This window comes from Achromobacter sp. ACM01 (genome assembly GCF_014851745.1).
Taxonomy (GTDB): domain Bacteria; phylum Pseudomonadota; class Gammaproteobacteria; order Burkholderiales; family Burkholderiaceae_B; genus Achromobacter; species Achromobacter aegrifaciens.
Map to the genome: position 1 here is coordinate 775,695 of NZ_JACVAF010000001.1, position 14,681 is coordinate 790,375.

Sequence of the window (14,681 nt, forward strand, 5' to 3'; positions counted from 1 at the left end):
TCAACCTCGATGCAGAATCATTTCCAGCACGAACCGGCTGCCGGTATAGGCCAGAATCAGGAACCCGAAACCCGTCAGCGTCCAGCGCAGGGCGACGCGGCCGCGCCAGCCCCAGACGTGGCGGCCGGCCAGCAGCACGCCGAAGGTCAGCCATGACAGCAGCGTGAACACGGTCTTGTGGTCGAAGGGCAGGATCTTGCCCGTCAGCTTCATGGACGCCACCGAACCCGTGCCCACGGCCAGCGTCAGCACGATGAAGCCGATCCAGATGATGCGGAACAGCAGCTGTTCCTGCACCAGCAGCGGCGGCTGGGAGTCCAGCACGCGGCCGACGATGCTGCGTTCGGCGGGAGCTTCCAGCGGGCGATGCAGATGGCGGTCCAGCAGCGCCATCATCATGGCGTGCAGCGCGGCGATGGTGATCAGGCCGTAGGCCGCCAGGGCGATCAGCAGGTGGACGCGCAGCCACGCGTCGTTGGCATGGGGCACGAATTGGCCCTGGGGAAAGATTGCGGCCAGGCCGCTGGCGATGGTGGCTGCCGGCAGCAGCAGCAATTGCAGGCCGTCTATGCGCACCAGCAGGCTTTCCAGCCAGAACACCACCATGCCCAGCCAGATGGCCGCGGACAGGGCCAACGCCCACCCGATGAACAGATGCTGGGCCCCCAGCATCGATTGTTGCAGCCCGATTCCATGGAGAACCAGGGCACCCAGCAGGCACAGGCGGGCGATTTTGCCGGTCTGTTCCACGCCGCCGCCACGGGCCAGGCGGATCCAAAGCGACCCTCCCAGCACCGCGTACGCCAAGGCAGCCGCCGTGTGAAATACAATGCCTAGTGACATAGAAACCGTTGTCTGGATGGGGCCTTGGGGCGCATGCCGCCCGAAAGCGCAGAATCCGCGCCTGCGGCCACCGTTCAATCAACTAGTTTAAGCGGAAACGCCTCTCATGCTCGATAACCTAACTCAACGCCTGTCGCGCGTCGTCAAGACGCTGCGCGGGGAAGCCCGCCTGACCGAGGCCAACACCCAGGAGATGCTGCGCGAAGTGCGCATGGCGCTGCTGGAAGCCGACGTGGCACTGCCCGTCGTGCGCGAGTTCGTCGCGCGCGTGAAGGAAAAGGCGCTGGGCGAAGAAGTCGCCAGCAGCCTCAGCCCGGGCCAGGCCCTGGTGGGCGTGGTCCACAAGGAACTGACCGCCCTGATGGGCGGCGATCTGGGCGCCGACTCCGGCGAACTGTCGCTGGCGGTGCAGCCGCCTGCCGTCATCCTGATGGCAGGCCTGCAGGGCGCCGGCAAGACCACCACCACCGGCAAGCTGGCGCGCTGGCTCAGCGAAGGCCAGCACACCCAGCACGGCCGCAAGACTGGCAAGAAGAAAGTGCTGGTGGTGTCCGCCGACGTCTACCGCCCGGCCGCTATCGATCAGCTGAAGAGCGTGGCAGCACAGGTGGGCGTGGACTTCCTGCCGTCCGACCCCAGCCAGAAGCCCGAGGACATCGCCCGTAACGCGGTGGACCACGCGCGCCGCCATCACTATGACGTGCTGATCCTGGACACGGCCGGCCGTTTGGGCATCGACGAAGCCATGATGCGCGAAATCCGCGCGCTGCATGACCTGGTCAAGCCGGTGGAAACGCTGTTCGTGGTCGACGCCATGCAGGGCCAGGACGCAGTCAACACCGCGCGCGCCTTTGCCGAAGCGCTGCCCCTGACCGGCGTGGTGCTGACCAAGCTGGACGGCGACGCCCGCGGCGGCGCGGCCCTGTCGGTGCGCCACGTTACCGGCAAGCCCCTGAAGTTCGTCGGCGTCTCGGAAAAGCTCGATGGCCTGGAGCCGTTCTATCCCGAGCGCATGGCGCAGCGCGTGCTGGGCATGGGCGACATCGTCTCGCTGGTCGAACAGGCCCAGAAGAACATCGACATCGCCGAAGCCCAGAAGCTCGCCGCGAAGATCAAGTCGGGCAACAAGTTCGACCTGAACGACTTTCGCGACCAGCTGGGCCAGGTGAAGAAGCTGGGCGACATGGGCTCGCTGCTGGAAAAGCTGCCCGCCCAGTTTCAACAGGCTGCCGGCCAATTGCAGGGTGGCCAGGCTGAAAAGCAGCTGCGCCGCACCGAAGGCATCCTGAACTCCATGACGGCGGCCGAACGCGCCAAGCCCGAACTCATCAAGGCCTCGCGCAAGCGCCGCATCGCGGCCGGCTCCGGCGTGCCGGTGCAAGAGGTCAACCGCCTGCTGGCACAGTTCGACCAGATGCAGGGCATGATGAAGCAGATGAAGAAGGGCGGCATGGCCAAGATGATGCGCGCCATGGGCGGGATGAAGGGCTTGGGCCGCTTCGGAATGAAGTGATGCCCCCACGGCGCGCGCACTGCGTGCGCTGGCGGTGCCCCCCAAAAGGGGGCGCTTTTTCCCTAGGCAGCCCTGCGGAAAAGACCCTTTTTGCGCCGGACCGGAATGCCCCTGTTGGGGCATTTTTCATTGGAGAGACGGGCGAAAAAAATGGCCAGACATTGCGTCTGGCCAAGTAATCGCGGCTAGCAGGGGGCGCCTGCCGCGATGCAAGCCGGAAAGCGCATGGGTGCCTTCCAGCCTGTCCGATTTACGGCAATGATCAGGACAGGGGCGGGATACGCAGCACCTGGCCCGGGTAGATCTTGTCGGGGCTGGTCAGCATGGGCTTGTTGGCTTCGAAGATCAGGTTGTTCTTCGCGCCCTGGCCCTTGCCGTATTGCGCTTCGGCAATCTTCCACAGGTTGTCGCCCTTTTGCACCGTGTACATCTTGGCTTCCGGGGTGGCCTGCTTCACCTTCAGTTGGTTGTCCACCTGGGCCACGCCCACGGTGTTGCCCAGCGCCAGAGTGATTTTCTCCGCCGCTTCAGTGCTGAGGGCCTCGCCCGCCACCGTGACCTTGTCGCCATCGACCGAGATCTGCAAGCCGTCGGCATTCAGGCCGTGCTTATCGAGCTCTTTCTTCAATTCGTCCGCCGTCGCGGCCTTGGCCTCGCTGGCGCCGAAGAGCTTTTCTCCAACGTCCTTGATGAAATTGAGCAGACCCATAGTGTTTCCTTTATCTATGTTGCGGTGAGAGAAACAAGTGCCATCAGGGCTTTTGGCCCATGAACATTTTGCGCACGATGCCGGCGATCAAGGTCAGCACGGCGCCACCGACGCCGCCGCCGACCACGCTGCTGGCGATCGCGGAAAGATCCAGTCCCGTATTGCCTGCTGCAACCGCGTTCGCTCCGGCGGTGATCATCGGAGCCAGCCAGGAACCCCCTGCCAGGCCGCCGATGGCGCCTGCGATGGTATTGCCCAACGGACCCAGATTGAACTGCTGGAGCATCTTTCCCAAGCCATTGCCTGCGGCAGCGCCGGCGACAAGCTGGATGATCAGGTTGATGATGACTGCGGTGTTCATGATGCCTCCTCTGCCCCGCGAGGGCGATGTGCAACGCTAGAACAACAGCAAGACGAACGTACGAAACCAGCAGGAACGATTATGACTCGCACATTCCCCGGGCGACGAGGGGTTAACGTGTAACAGGTTGCTAGCCTGTCGGCAGACTACGCAAGAATGCTGGTCAGTTTGCAGGGAATGCGCCGCGATCGGTCTAAACCGCATCGGGCGCGCGGCTACATGCGACAAGGGCCGCTATCGCAGCGGCCCTTGTCTTGGCTGTCTTTCAGCGCGGCGCCGGTGTCAGCCGCCGCCCACAGCCACCACGATTTCGATCTGGTCGCCGTCCGTCAGCGCAGTCTGCGCGTGCTGGCTCTTGGGCACGATTTCGCCGTTGCGTTCCACGGCCACGCGCTTGCCGGCATAGCCCAGGGCTTCCAGCAGCTCGTTCACGGTCGTGTCCAGGGGAAACTCCCGTGCGTCTCCGTTCAGGGTGATGTGCATGCAGGTCTCCTCAGTTATCGCGCATAGCCGTCGGTGGCGGCGATCAGCCGCGCCAACGTGCCGGGTTCGTCAAACGCATGGCCCGCATCCGGGACCAGGTGGAATTCGGCTTCGGGCCAGGCGCGGTGCAGATCCCAGGCGGTGCGCGCGGGCGTGCAGACGTCGTAGCGCCCCTGCACGATGGTGCCCGGAATGCCGCGCAGCTTGTGCGCATCGCGTATCAGCTGGCCTTCTTCCATGAAGCCGCGGTTCACGAAGTAGTGGTTCTCGATGCGCGCGAACGCCAGCGCGGCGCGGTCGGCGGCATGGCTTTGCTGGTGGCGCGGGCTGGGCAGCAGCGTGATGGTGCTGTCTTCCCATTTGCTCCAGGCCTTGGCGGCGCGCAACTGCTCGGCCGGGTCGTCGCCCGTCAGGCGCTTGTGATACGCCGCGACCAGGTCGCCGCGCTCGTCTTCCGGAATCGGCGCCAGGTACTCTTCCCAGCGGTCGGGGAACAGCCACGACGCGCCTTCCTGGTAGAACCAGTGGATCTCCGCGCGCCGCAGCCCGAAAATGCCGCGCAGCACCAGTTCGCTGACGTGGGACACGTGCGTTTCCGCATAGGCCAGCGCCAGCGTCGAACCCCAGGACCCGCCGAACACCAGCCACTTTTCCGCGCCCATGACCTCGGTGCGCAGACGTTCGATGTCGGACACCAGATGCCAGGTCGTGTTGTTCTCCAGGCTGGCGTGGGGCTGCGAACGGCCGCAACCGCGCTGATCGAACAGCAGCACGTTGTAGCGCTGCGGATCGAACAGCTGCCGGTGCACGGGCGAGCAGCCGCTGCCGGGGCCGCCATGCAGGAACACGGCGGGCTTGCCCTGCGGATTGCCGCAGAGTTCCCAGTAGATCTGGTGGCCGTCGCCGGTGTCCAGCGTGCCTTGGCGGTAGGGTTCGATGGGCGGGTATAGCATCAGGCGACTCGCTTGAAGATCAGGTCCCAGACGCCGTGGCCCAGTCGCAGGCCGCGGTTCTCGAATTTGGTCAGAGGGCGGTAATCGGGGCGCGGAGCGTAGCCGTCCGCGGTATTCGCAAGCTGCGGCTCATTGCCCAGCACTTCCAGCATCTGCACCGCGTAGTCTTCCCAATCGGTGGCGCAGTGGATGTAGCCGCCCGGCGCGATGCGGCTGGCCAGGAGCGCGATGAACGCGGGCTGGATCAGGCGGCGCTTGTGATGGCGCTTCTTCGGCCACGGATCGGGGAAATAGATATGCACGCCGGCCAGCGAATCGGGGGCGATCATGTCGCGCACCACTTCCACCGCGTCGTGCTGGATGATGCGCAGGTTCGGGATATTGGAGTCTTCAATGCGGCGCAGCAGCGAGCCCACGCCAGCGTTGAACACCTCCACGCCCAGGAAATTGTCGTCCGGGCGCGCCAGCGCGATCTTCTCGGTGGTCTCGCCCATGCCGAAGCCGATTTCCAGCACCGTCGGGGCCTGCCGGCCGAAGGCGGCGGCGGGATCCAGGCGGCGCGGCGCATAGGGAATGGACCATTGGCCCATCAGGCGCTCGAGCGCGGCCAGCTGGCCCTGCGTAATGTGGCCGCGGCGGTGCACGAAACTGCGGATATGGGTCGCGCCCGGGCTGTTGGGAGCGTGGGCGGTACTGGCCAGCGCCGCCTGCGTTTCTGGGGAAACTGCGGTAGCCGAGGGCTCGCCGCCAGGCGTCGCGGGGGCGCTTGCGGCAGCCGGGGCCGAGGTGGCTGCGGGGTTGTTTTCGGGGGTGTTCGTATTCATAGCCCGAATTGTAGTGGCAGGCCCGGCATGCCGCTGTCGCCCAGATGCACTAAATTGGGGACATATTTACAACCTTGAGGCTGAGGGCCTGTTGCAGCAGGGCGGCGGCGGCCAGCAGCGATGAAAAAAGGCGCGCTATAATCGCCGCCTCTGCTCCGGCTTTGCGCCGAGGGCACGACACCCGAGCGGGTGTAGTTCAATGGTAGAACGGCGGCTTCCCAAGCCTCAAGCGTGGGTTCGATTCCCATCACCCGCTCCAATTACGCGCCAGGTCCAATTCCTCGGTTTGGGATGCAATTCCCTCAGACTGGGGCTTGCCGCGCCTGCGCATCAAAGATGGTCAAGCGGCAACGCCGTGGTGTACTTGAGTTCCTCCATCGCAAAACTCGAACTGACGTCAAACAGTTCGGCGACCTGGATGAGCTTCTTGTAGACGAAATCGAACCCGGCGATATCGGGCACCACCACCTTGAGAAGGTAGTCGGTGTCGCCGGTCATCCGATAGAACTCCATGACCTCCGGCATATCCTTGACGCCGAGCGAGAATTTCTCGAGCCAATTCAGGTCATGGCGGTTCGTCTTTATCGACACGAACACAGTCACGCCCAGCCCCGCCTTGTTGTTGTCCAACAGGCAAACCTGGCGGCGAATAAGGCCGGACGCCTGCAGATGCTGAATCCGCTTCCAGCACGCGGTCGGGGACAGGTGGACCCGTTCGGCGATTTCATTGTTCGAGAGGCGCGCATCAGTCTGAAGCAACGCGAGGATGCAGCGATCTTTCTTGTCCATGGCTCACTCAACTTACCCTCCCTTTTGCGCAGCGTACATACCTGTATGCCGTTGCCGCCGCGCGGTTCGGAGGCCAAACCTGAGGTCGATGTTATAGGCCGCTACCCCCGGGGGCGATACAATTCATCGAGCCAAACCTACAAGAAATTTTATATTTGAGCCGGCGAGCCGGAGGCGCGATGCAAGAGGTGGACCTTACTCTCACGCAGACTTTTTTCCTTGTCGCACAGGAGGGCACGTATTCCGCCGCGGCGCGCCGGCTGAACATCACCTACCAGTCGGTGGCCAATCACATCCGGCGCCTCGAGCAGCGCGTCGGCGAGAAGCTGGTGGTGGCTGGGCGCGGCGCCAAGTCGATCAAGCTCACTCCGCGCGGCACCAGCCTTTACCGGCTGCTGGCGCCGGAATTCGACGTCATGCTGACGCGCCTGGGCAACCTGATCGACAAGGAACGGCCAGTCATCCGTATCGGGATGCCGCACGCGATCTTCTACTACCTGCTGCCGCCGGTGCTGACGAAGTTTCGGCGCATGTATCCCAACGTCGAGATCGTCGGCTACGAAAAGGACGTCTCGCTGCCGGAGCTGATCCGAAACGGCTCGCTGGATGTCTGTTTGAGCGAGCGCTATTTCGGCGACACCGTGATTCCGCAGCGCGTTATCTGCCACTACCAGCCGGCGCTGGCGTTCCCGTCGAGCTGGCCGGCGCCAGCCGATGAGACGGCTGTTCCGGAATGGGCGCTTGGGCGGCCGCTGGTGACATATGAACCGGGCCAGATGCTCCGCAATATCGCATTGGACTATTTGTCGGTCGGCAACGAGCAGCCCAAGGTCGCGGTGTCTACCTCGACCAGCATGAGCGTCAAGCGTTGCGTCGATGAAGGCCTGGGTTTCGCATTGCTTCCCACGTGGTGCATCGACGAGTCGGATCGGCGCCTGAGCTGCATCGCGCTTCCCAACGCGCCGAGGATTCCCATCTATTTCGGCGAAGCCATGTTCCTGAAATCGAATCCATTCGTGCGTTCGCTTCACAAGCTTTGCCTGGAGATTTTTCCCTCCACCATCGAAGAACGCGCGGGCCGGTGGAATTCCCTTGACGCAAGCAGGCCGAGACGCGCGCGCGCCGCTGCCCGAAGCTGAGGCCTTTCCTCCCCCGGGTCTGAGCTGACCCGGCTTAGCCAGTCCGCCTTCGCCAGATTGTCAGGATTCGGCGGTGATTATTTTTCTCTTTTTGCCTCCGGAAGGGGTAAAAAATCGAAGAGTTTTCACCCACTCTCCTCATAGACTTGATCACGTCATCAGTGGTCATCGACTTCCCCTGGAAGCGCTGGCCGTGCATCCACGGAGATTGAAGTTCATGAGGCAAAGCACTCAACTCGTCAGCGCAGGCCGGCATCCGGAACGTTTTGGCGGCCTGGTGAATACCCCCATCTGCAGGGCATCGACGATACTCGCGGGCAGCATGGCGGAATGGGAAGGCATGAAGCGCGCCCGCGCCGCGCAAGAGCCGGGCGCCACCACCTATGGCCGCTATGGAACCGCCACCACCCACGCGTTCGAGGAGGCCATGGCCACCCTGGAAGGCGGACACCGCTCCCTGGTCTTTCCCTCGGGCCTGGCGGCCATCGCCACGACGCTCACCGCATTGCTCAAGGCCGGCGACCATATCCTGGTTTCGTATAGCGCCTATTCCCCGACCCGCTCCTTCCTCGATCGCGTGCTCAGCCGCTTCGGGGTTGAGGTACAGGTCTACGACCCTGCTTGCGGCAAGCGCATCGAATCGCTCATGCAGCCCAATACGCGCGTCGTATTTGTCGAATCGCCGGGTTCCGAAACGCTCGAAATCCAGGATATTCCCGCCATCGCGGCGGCCGCACACGCGCACGGCGCCTTTGTCGTCATGGACAACACCTGGGCCACGCCGTTGTTCTTCAAGGCTTTCGACCATGGCGTCGATGTGTCCATTCACGCCGCGACCAAGTACATCGTGGGTCATTCGGATGCCATGCTGGGCGTGGTGACCTGCAACCAAGCCACCTGGCCCAAGGTCAGGGAGACGACGCAGGAAATGGGCCAGACGGCCAGTCCCGACGATATCTTCCTGGCATTGCGCGGGCTGCGCACCATGGACGTGCGGCTGCAGAAGCATATGGCGTCGGGAATCCGCGTGGCCCAGTGGCTGGAACAACAAGCCGAGGTCGAGGCCGTGGTGCATCCCGCGCTGCCGTCGCATCCGGGCCATGCCATCTGGAAGCGTGATTTCAAGGGGGCAAGCGGCCTGTTCACGGTAGTCCTGCGCGCCAGCGACGACGAATCAGTCGCCGCCTTTGTCGATGCCTTGCATCATTTCGGAATCGGCGTGTCCTGGGGCGGATATGAAAGCCTGGCCATACCGTTCACTCCGGGAAAGCACCATGGTGATCGCTGGCCTCACAAGGGCAAGGCAGTACGCATGCATGTGGGGCTGGAAGACCCGGAAGACCTGATCGCCGACTTGAAGCAAGGTTTGGCTGCGATGGTTGCCTGCCAGGATGCGCAGCAGCAAGATACTCAGAAAGAAGTCGCCCGCTCGGTTTGAGCCTCCACCATTTTTGACTCGTCCATTACTGGAGATACACATGAGCAAGATGAAGATCACCGGGTCCTTCGTGGCCCTGATTACGCCCTTCAACAAGGATGGCAGTCCCGATTACGAAGCCTTCCGCGAACTGCTGAAGTTCCAGGAAGACAACGGCACCAGCGCCGTGCTCATCATGGGATCCACGGGCGAGGTTTCCATGCTGTCGCAAAAAGAGCGCCAGGACATCATCGTGGAAACCGCGAAGATGAAGACCGGCAAGATGAAGCTCTTCTATGGCTGCACCGGCAACAACACCGAGGCCACCATGGATTACCTGCGCTTTGCGCGGGCCAACGGCGCCGATGGCGCCATTCTGGCAGCGCCTGCCTACATCTGCGCCTCCGAAGCGGACATCGAAAGCTATTTCCTCGAGATAGCCGACGCCACCGATCTGCCGCTGGGCATCTACAACAATCCGCCGCGGGTCAAGAGCGATCTGCACTGGGATCAGCTGCTGCGCATCTTCAAGCACCCGAACTACGTGGTCCACAAGGAATCCACCACGCGCGTGGGCCAGGTGGCGCAGGTGCTATACGGCGCGCCCGACGTATCCGTAATGTGCTGCGATTCGCCCAATCTGGGCCTGGTCGTGCCGACCATGAGCCTGGGTGGCCATGGCACGGCCAACATGACCGGCAATATCGCGCCGGCAGAGTTGACGGAAATTTCCCAGCCCTGGACCTCGCCCGAGGTCAGCTTCAGCTTCCGCGAATCCTATTTGCGCAATCTGCAATTGCTGCACTACTCGTACTCGGCCATCAACCCCGTGGCCATCAAATCGCTGATGAAGGCCGTGGGCCTGCCGGCAGGCGAACTGCGCAAGCCGCTGCGCGCACTGGAAGGAGAGCCTCTGCTCAAGGGCCTGCGCGCGGTCAAGGCGCTGGGGCTGGACAAGAAGTACGGCTGGAATTCGCTGCAACTGAAGGCCGCCTGATCCCTTGCAGGATGGGGCCGGAAAGAACGCGCGTTGGGAGATTGTCCGCCTTGCGGCTTCCTGCTGACTGAATTCCTTTCCGGCCATTTCATGTCATGGATCGGGCTGCGCCTTTGCAATAGGAAACGCTATGGATTTGGGAATTCGAGGCCGCCACGCGCTGGTTTTCGGCGGCAGCAAGGGAATGGGCCGCGCCTGCGCCCATCAGTTGGCAAGCGAAGGCGTCAACGTGACCATCGCGGCGCGCACGGAAAGCACGCTGGCCCAGGCCGCTGAGGAAATCACGGCGGCCACGGGAACCCGGGTCCGATACGCAGTTGCCAATATCACCACGGATGAAGGGCGGGAGGCGGCGCTTGCAGCGTGTCCCGCGCCCGATATTCTGGTCAATAACGCAGACGGCGCGCCGCCCGGCGACTTCCGCCAGTGGACCCAGTCCGACTGGCATGCGGCCCTTGATGCCATGGCCCTCGGGCCGATCGACATGATCCGGCGGGTCGTCGACGGCATGATGGAACGCCGCTTCGGCCGCATCGTGAACATCGTTTCACGCAGCGTCAAAACCCCGCAGCTTGAACTCGGCCTTTCCAATGGTGCGCGCTCCTGCCTGGTGGGCTTTGTTGCGGGCCTGGCCCGCCAGACGGTGCGGCACAACGTCACCATCAACAACCTGCTTCCGGGCGTCTTCGCCACCGATGCGCAGCGGCATCACATAGAAGGAATGCTGGAGCCAGGCGGCAAGAGTTTTGAACAGCTGTGGACGGAGCGCGGATCCAACAATCCTGCCGGCCGCTACGGCGAGCCCGAGGAATTGGGCGCGCTTTGCGCATATGTCTGCGCGGCCCAATCCGGCTATATATGCGGCCAGAATATCTTAATAGACGGCGCAGCCTATCCAGGCACCTACTGATTCGCCTACGATCATCCCCGCTTTCCACGCCGGCCTTTTTTCATGTATTGCGGGGCCGAAGAGGGGGGGCGGTATTCGTTGCCCAACCATTTTCAATGAGATCGTTCGTCATGCGTAATACCCCTATTCGTTCTCGCCGCCTTTGCATGAAAGGCATTGCGGCAGTTGTCGGTGGATTGGCCGTGCTGGGTTCGGTACAGGCGCAGTCGAAGGCGGATGCCTCCTATCCCAGCCGCCCGATTACCATCGTGGTGCCTCATCCTCCTGGCGGCTCCGTCGACGGCCTCGCCCGCATATTTGCCGTGAAGCTGGGCGAGGAGCTGAAGCAATCGGTCATCATCGACAACAGGGCAGGCGCGTCCGGGATGGTGGGCGCAGGCGTGGTCGCCCGTTCGGCGGCAGATGGCTATACGTTGTACCTGAATGCCTCGATCCACAACATCAACCCGCTGCTCTATGGGAAGAAGATGACCTTCGATGCGGTGAAGGATTTCACCCCCATCAGCGGTCTGGCGCAAGGCGCATTGATATTCAGCGTGAACAACGATGTCCCCGCGAAGACCGTGCAGGAGTTCGTCGGTGTGGTGAAGGCAGCTCCCAACAAATACAATTTTGCAACCACGGGCTTTGGCTCGGCGGGGCACCTCGCCATCGCGCAGTTTGCATATGAAGGCGGTCTTTCCGATCTGAAGATCCCGATCGTCCTCTACAAAGGCGGCGGTCCCGCCTTGACCGATCTGATCGGCGGACAGGTTCACGCGCTGGCCGATCCAATGCTCTCCTCGCTGCCGATGGTCAAGTCAGGCAAGATACGCGCGTTGGCGGTAACCGGCGACAAGCGCAGCCCCTTGCTTCCGGACGTTCCCACGATGCGCGAAGCCGGGCTGAAGAATTTCGAGTTTTATTCCTGGTATGGCTTGTGGGCGCCAGCCAAGTTGCCGGAGCCGATACTCAAGAAGCTGGAAGTCGCCACGCAGAAAGTCATGACGTCCGCCAGCATGAAGGAGCAACTCGACAACCTCGGCTTTGAAAGCTCCTACCGGAACAGCGCGGACTTCGCGCAGTACATCCAGGCCGAGACGGACAAATACAGCGCCATCATCAAGCAGGCCAATATCACCGCGGAATAAGGCGTTTTCCCAAGAACCAGAGCGCCCCATCGAGGGGCGCTCCGGGCACTTGGGAAAAGCCGTGTCCGGACCCGGGCCAGACGGCTATGCGGCACGATCCAATTTGGCAATTGCCGGCGCCTCCAGGGCCCGGACCGAAGGCGCGGCTTCTTCCCAGCGCATTACCTCCACCAGCGCGGACTGGGCACTGCTTCCCTGAGTCAAGCGGGAAGTGCCCACGTCTATCGTCAATACGTTGGGGTTGCCGTGTATCTCCAGCTCCTCGTCGGCAGCGTCAAACCATGCTCCCGTAGGCAGCGCCACCACGCCAGGCTTGAGGTCGGCGTCGATAAGCGCGGTGGCAAGGCACGCGCCACGGTCGTTGTAAATCTTGACGAGATCATGCTGGCCGATGCGGCGCGCTTGCGCATCCAACGGCGAAATGCGCAGGGCCTCCCGGCCATTGACCTTGAGGTCCACCGATGCCTTGCCGCCATCCATTTGGGAATGGAGCTTGCCCGCGGGCTGCGGTGTGAGCAGATGCAGCGGCCACCTTGCAGCCTTGGGTGATCCAAGCCATTCGTCCGGCGTCAGCCAGCTGGGGTGGGGCGGGCAATCGGCGTAACCGAATCCGGCGATTTTTTCCGAATACAGCTCGATGCGTCCGGACGGTGTACGCAGTGGATGTTCCTCGGGGTCGCGACGGAACTCTTCGAACAGCACGAATGGCTTTTCAGGCTCGGGAATTTCCACGAACCCGCGGCTCCAGAATGCATCGAAATCAGGGGCCATATGGCCGCAGTCGCGCCATTCCTTGGCCATTGATTCGTAGATATGCCGTACCCACTCCATCTCGCCTCGGCCTTCGGTAAAACCATGCTCGTAGCCGCCCAGCGCGGCCAGTTCCCGGTATATGTCGAAGTCATTGCGGCTGGAGCCGATCGGCGCCAGGGCCTGATGCATGGCGAACACGTGACGATCGCGCGTCGATCCGCCGATGTCATTTCTTTCCAGCGTGGTGGTGGCCGGCAGCACAATGTCCGAGCGCCGCGCCATGGGTGTCCACCAGATCTCATGGGCGACTATCGTTTGCGGCCGGCTCCACGCCCGGCTGAAGCGGTTCAGGTCCTGCTGGTGATGGAAGGGGTTGCCGCCGGCCCAGTACACCATCTTGATGTCTGGATAAGTACCTTCCCGCCCATTGAATTCATAGTGCTGGCCAGGATGCAGCAGCATGTCGGTGACCCGGGCAACAGGAATCACCGAGCCGGTCGGGTTGCGTCCCGATTCCATGGCCGGTCCCGCGATCTCCATGCGCGGGTTTCCCGCGCCATTCATGGACGCATGCCCAAACGCAAAGCCCCCGCCAGGCAGCCCGATATGCCCCAACGCAGCGGCTAGCGCAATGCTTGCCCAATACGGCTGTTCGCCGCGATGAGCCCGTTGCAACGACCACGCGCAAGTCAGCATCGTGCGAGTGTTGCGTGCCTGACGCGCGAGTGCGCGGATAGTCTCGGCCGGCACATCGCAGATCGCCTGGGCCCATTCCGGCGTCTTCGGGATTCCGTCCGTACTGCCTTCGAGATAATCGCGCAAGGCCGGAAATCCAACGCAGTGGGTCTGGAGGAACGCTTCGTCGTGGACGCCATCAACGATCAGCGCCTGGATCATTGCCAGCATCAAGGCCGCGTCCGTGTTGGGACGAATGGGAATCCAGCGCGCACGCACGCCGGCAGGGACATCTCCCCGGGTCGGGCTGATGACCACAAGCTCCATGCCAGCGGCTACCGCCCGTTCGAGCTGCGCGGGCACGGGATGGTCCCCTGCGCCGCCCGATGTGATCTGCGTGTTGCGCAACGGCATGCCGCCGAATGCGATCAGCAGCCGCGTATGACTGGTGACACTGTTCCAGTCCGTCACACGGCCGGTAACCGGCGTATAGGTGCCGATCACATGGGGCAGCAGGAACTGCGCGGTGCCCCAGCTATAGTTGCCCGCTTGATTCGTAAAGCCGCCGCCGGCGTTCAGGAAACGGTGCGTCTGGGTGCGCGCATGGTGCAAACGGCCCGCCGATGACCAGCCATATGAGCCGCCAAAGATGGCCTCGCTGCCATGCTCTGTCCTCACTCGCTGGAGTTCCGAATGGACCGCCGCAAGGGCCTCGTCCCAACTGACCTCAACGTAGTCGTCACGTCCGCGCTCGCTCCCGTCGCACAAGTGCCGGTCGCGCAGCCATCCCTTCCGGATGGCTGGCCGGTTCACCCGTAGCGGCGAGTGGACCATGGCAGGCATCGATTGCAGGATGCCCGAGGGAGCGCTGTCGCGGGCGAACGGTTCGCAATCGATCAGCCGGCCGCCTTGCGTGACCGCGGTGAATGCGCCCCAATGAGAGAGCGAGGGGAAGCGGCGAATCTGTTCAGACATGATTTGACGAGGTTCCGGCCCAAGGCCGCGCATATCAAAGGCGCGGACCGATTGCGAATGTTCAACACGCCATTAATGCTAGCAATACAGCTGGTGAATTTTCTTTCCATTCGCGCGGATTGGCGTCAAAACAATGAAATAAATTTCACTCCGGCACCCTTTATTCTTGAATCCGGTCCGGCCTGGCATCGCCGGGCAGCGCCTTCCGGC

General features: G+C 62.8%; 14 protein-coding genes and 1 tRNA gene. 7 read left to right on the top strand and 8 right to left on the bottom strand.

Features of this window, described 5'->3' with window-relative positions; all coding sequences use genetic code 11:
• Entirely contained in the window at positions 1 to 843 is an 843-nt protein-coding gene (locus IB268_RS03635; RefSeq protein WP_054459338.1) for an inner membrane protein YpjD, read from the bottom strand.
• Positions 844 to 949: 106 nt separating this feature from the next.
• On the opposite strand from IB268_RS03635, the gene ffh reads away from it, so the two are divergent.
• Positions 950 to 2,356, top strand: a complete 1,407-nt coding sequence (gene ffh / locus IB268_RS03640; RefSeq protein WP_054459340.1) for a signal recognition particle protein — start codon at positions 950 to 952, stop codon at positions 2,354 to 2,356.
• Positions 2,357 to 2,618: 262 nt separating this feature from the next.
• Here ffh and lysM read toward each other — a convergent pair whose 3' ends face one another.
• The 5 genes from lysM to trmB all read right to left on the bottom strand — a co-directional run bounded on the left by lysM (position 2,619) and on the right by trmB (position 5,686).
• The gene (lysM, locus tag IB268_RS03645) at positions 2,619 to 3,065 is read right to left on the bottom strand and encodes a peptidoglycan-binding protein LysM (protein WP_054459342.1); all 447 of its coding nucleotides are present in this window, start codon (positions 3,063 to 3,065) and stop codon (positions 2,619 to 2,621) included.
• A 43-nt stretch (positions 3,066 to 3,108) separates the two neighbouring features.
• Positions 3,109 to 3,426 (bottom strand): hypothetical protein, encoded by a 318-nt coding sequence (locus IB268_RS03650; RefSeq protein WP_054459343.1) that lies wholly within the window; start codon positions 3,424 to 3,426, stop codon positions 3,109 to 3,111.
• A 282-nt stretch (positions 3,427 to 3,708) separates the two neighbouring features.
• Complete coding sequence (gene thiS / locus IB268_RS03655) at positions 3,709 to 3,909, bottom strand: sulfur carrier protein ThiS (protein WP_054459345.1); 201 nt, start codon at positions 3,907 to 3,909, stop codon at positions 3,709 to 3,711.
• Between the two features lie 14 nt (positions 3,910 to 3,923).
• Positions 3,924 to 4,862 (bottom strand): prolyl aminopeptidase, encoded by a 939-nt coding sequence (gene pip / locus IB268_RS03660; protein ID WP_054459347.1) that lies wholly within the window; start codon positions 4,860 to 4,862, stop codon positions 3,924 to 3,926.
• A complete protein-coding gene (gene trmB, locus IB268_RS03665) occupies positions 4,862 to 5,686 on the bottom strand; it encodes a tRNA (guanosine(46)-N7)-methyltransferase TrmB (RefSeq protein ID WP_175212698.1) in 825 nt (274 codons plus the stop codon). Before trmB ends, pip begins: the two co-directional genes overlap by 1 nt.
• A 185-nt stretch (positions 5,687 to 5,871) precedes the next feature.
• On the opposite strand from trmB, the gene IB268_RS03670 reads away from it, so the two are divergent.
• Positions 5,872 to 5,945, top strand: a tRNA-Gly gene (locus tag IB268_RS03670).
• Between the two features lie 71 nt (positions 5,946 to 6,016).
• Here the strand turns inward: IB268_RS03670 and IB268_RS03675 are convergent.
• Positions 6,017 to 6,475, bottom strand: a complete 459-nt coding sequence (locus IB268_RS03675) for an Lrp/AsnC family transcriptional regulator (protein WP_054459352.1) — start codon at positions 6,473 to 6,475, stop codon at positions 6,017 to 6,019.
• Positions 6,476 to 6,654: 179 nt separating this feature from the next.
• On the opposite strand from IB268_RS03675, the gene IB268_RS03680 reads away from it, so the two are divergent.
• The 5 genes from IB268_RS03680 (at position 6,655) to IB268_RS03700 (ending at position 12,068) form a co-directional block, all read left to right on the top strand.
• Complete coding sequence (locus IB268_RS03680) at positions 6,655 to 7,614, top strand: LysR family transcriptional regulator (RefSeq protein WP_054459354.1); 960 nt, start codon at positions 6,655 to 6,657, stop codon at positions 7,612 to 7,614.
• 217 nt (positions 7,615 to 7,831) lie between these two features.
• Positions 7,832 to 9,052, top strand: a complete 1,221-nt coding sequence (gene metC / locus IB268_RS03685; protein WP_119450447.1) for a cystathionine beta-lyase — start codon at positions 7,832 to 7,834, stop codon at positions 9,050 to 9,052.
• A gap of 40 nt (positions 9,053 to 9,092) precedes the next feature.
• Positions 9,093 to 10,028, top strand: coding sequence for a 4-hydroxy-tetrahydrodipicolinate synthase (locus IB268_RS03690; protein ID WP_119450446.1), 936 nt, complete (start codon positions 9,093 to 9,095; stop codon positions 10,026 to 10,028).
• A gap of 130 nt (positions 10,029 to 10,158) precedes the next feature.
• Complete coding sequence (locus tag IB268_RS03695; protein WP_054452198.1) at positions 10,159 to 10,938, top strand: SDR family NAD(P)-dependent oxidoreductase; 780 nt, start codon at positions 10,159 to 10,161, stop codon at positions 10,936 to 10,938.
• A 110-nt stretch (positions 10,939 to 11,048) separates the two neighbouring features.
• Positions 11,049 to 12,068 (top strand): tripartite tricarboxylate transporter substrate binding protein, encoded by a 1,020-nt coding sequence (locus tag IB268_RS03700; RefSeq protein ID WP_225588872.1) that lies wholly within the window; start codon positions 11,049 to 11,051, stop codon positions 12,066 to 12,068.
• Between the two features lie 84 nt (positions 12,069 to 12,152).
• Here the strand turns inward: IB268_RS03700 and IB268_RS03705 are convergent, their stop codons facing one another.
• Complete coding sequence (locus IB268_RS03705) at positions 12,153 to 14,471, bottom strand: molybdopterin-dependent oxidoreductase (RefSeq protein ID WP_192353819.1); 2,319 nt, start codon at positions 14,469 to 14,471, stop codon at positions 12,153 to 12,155.
• Positions 14,472 to 14,681: the final 210 nt, after the last annotated feature.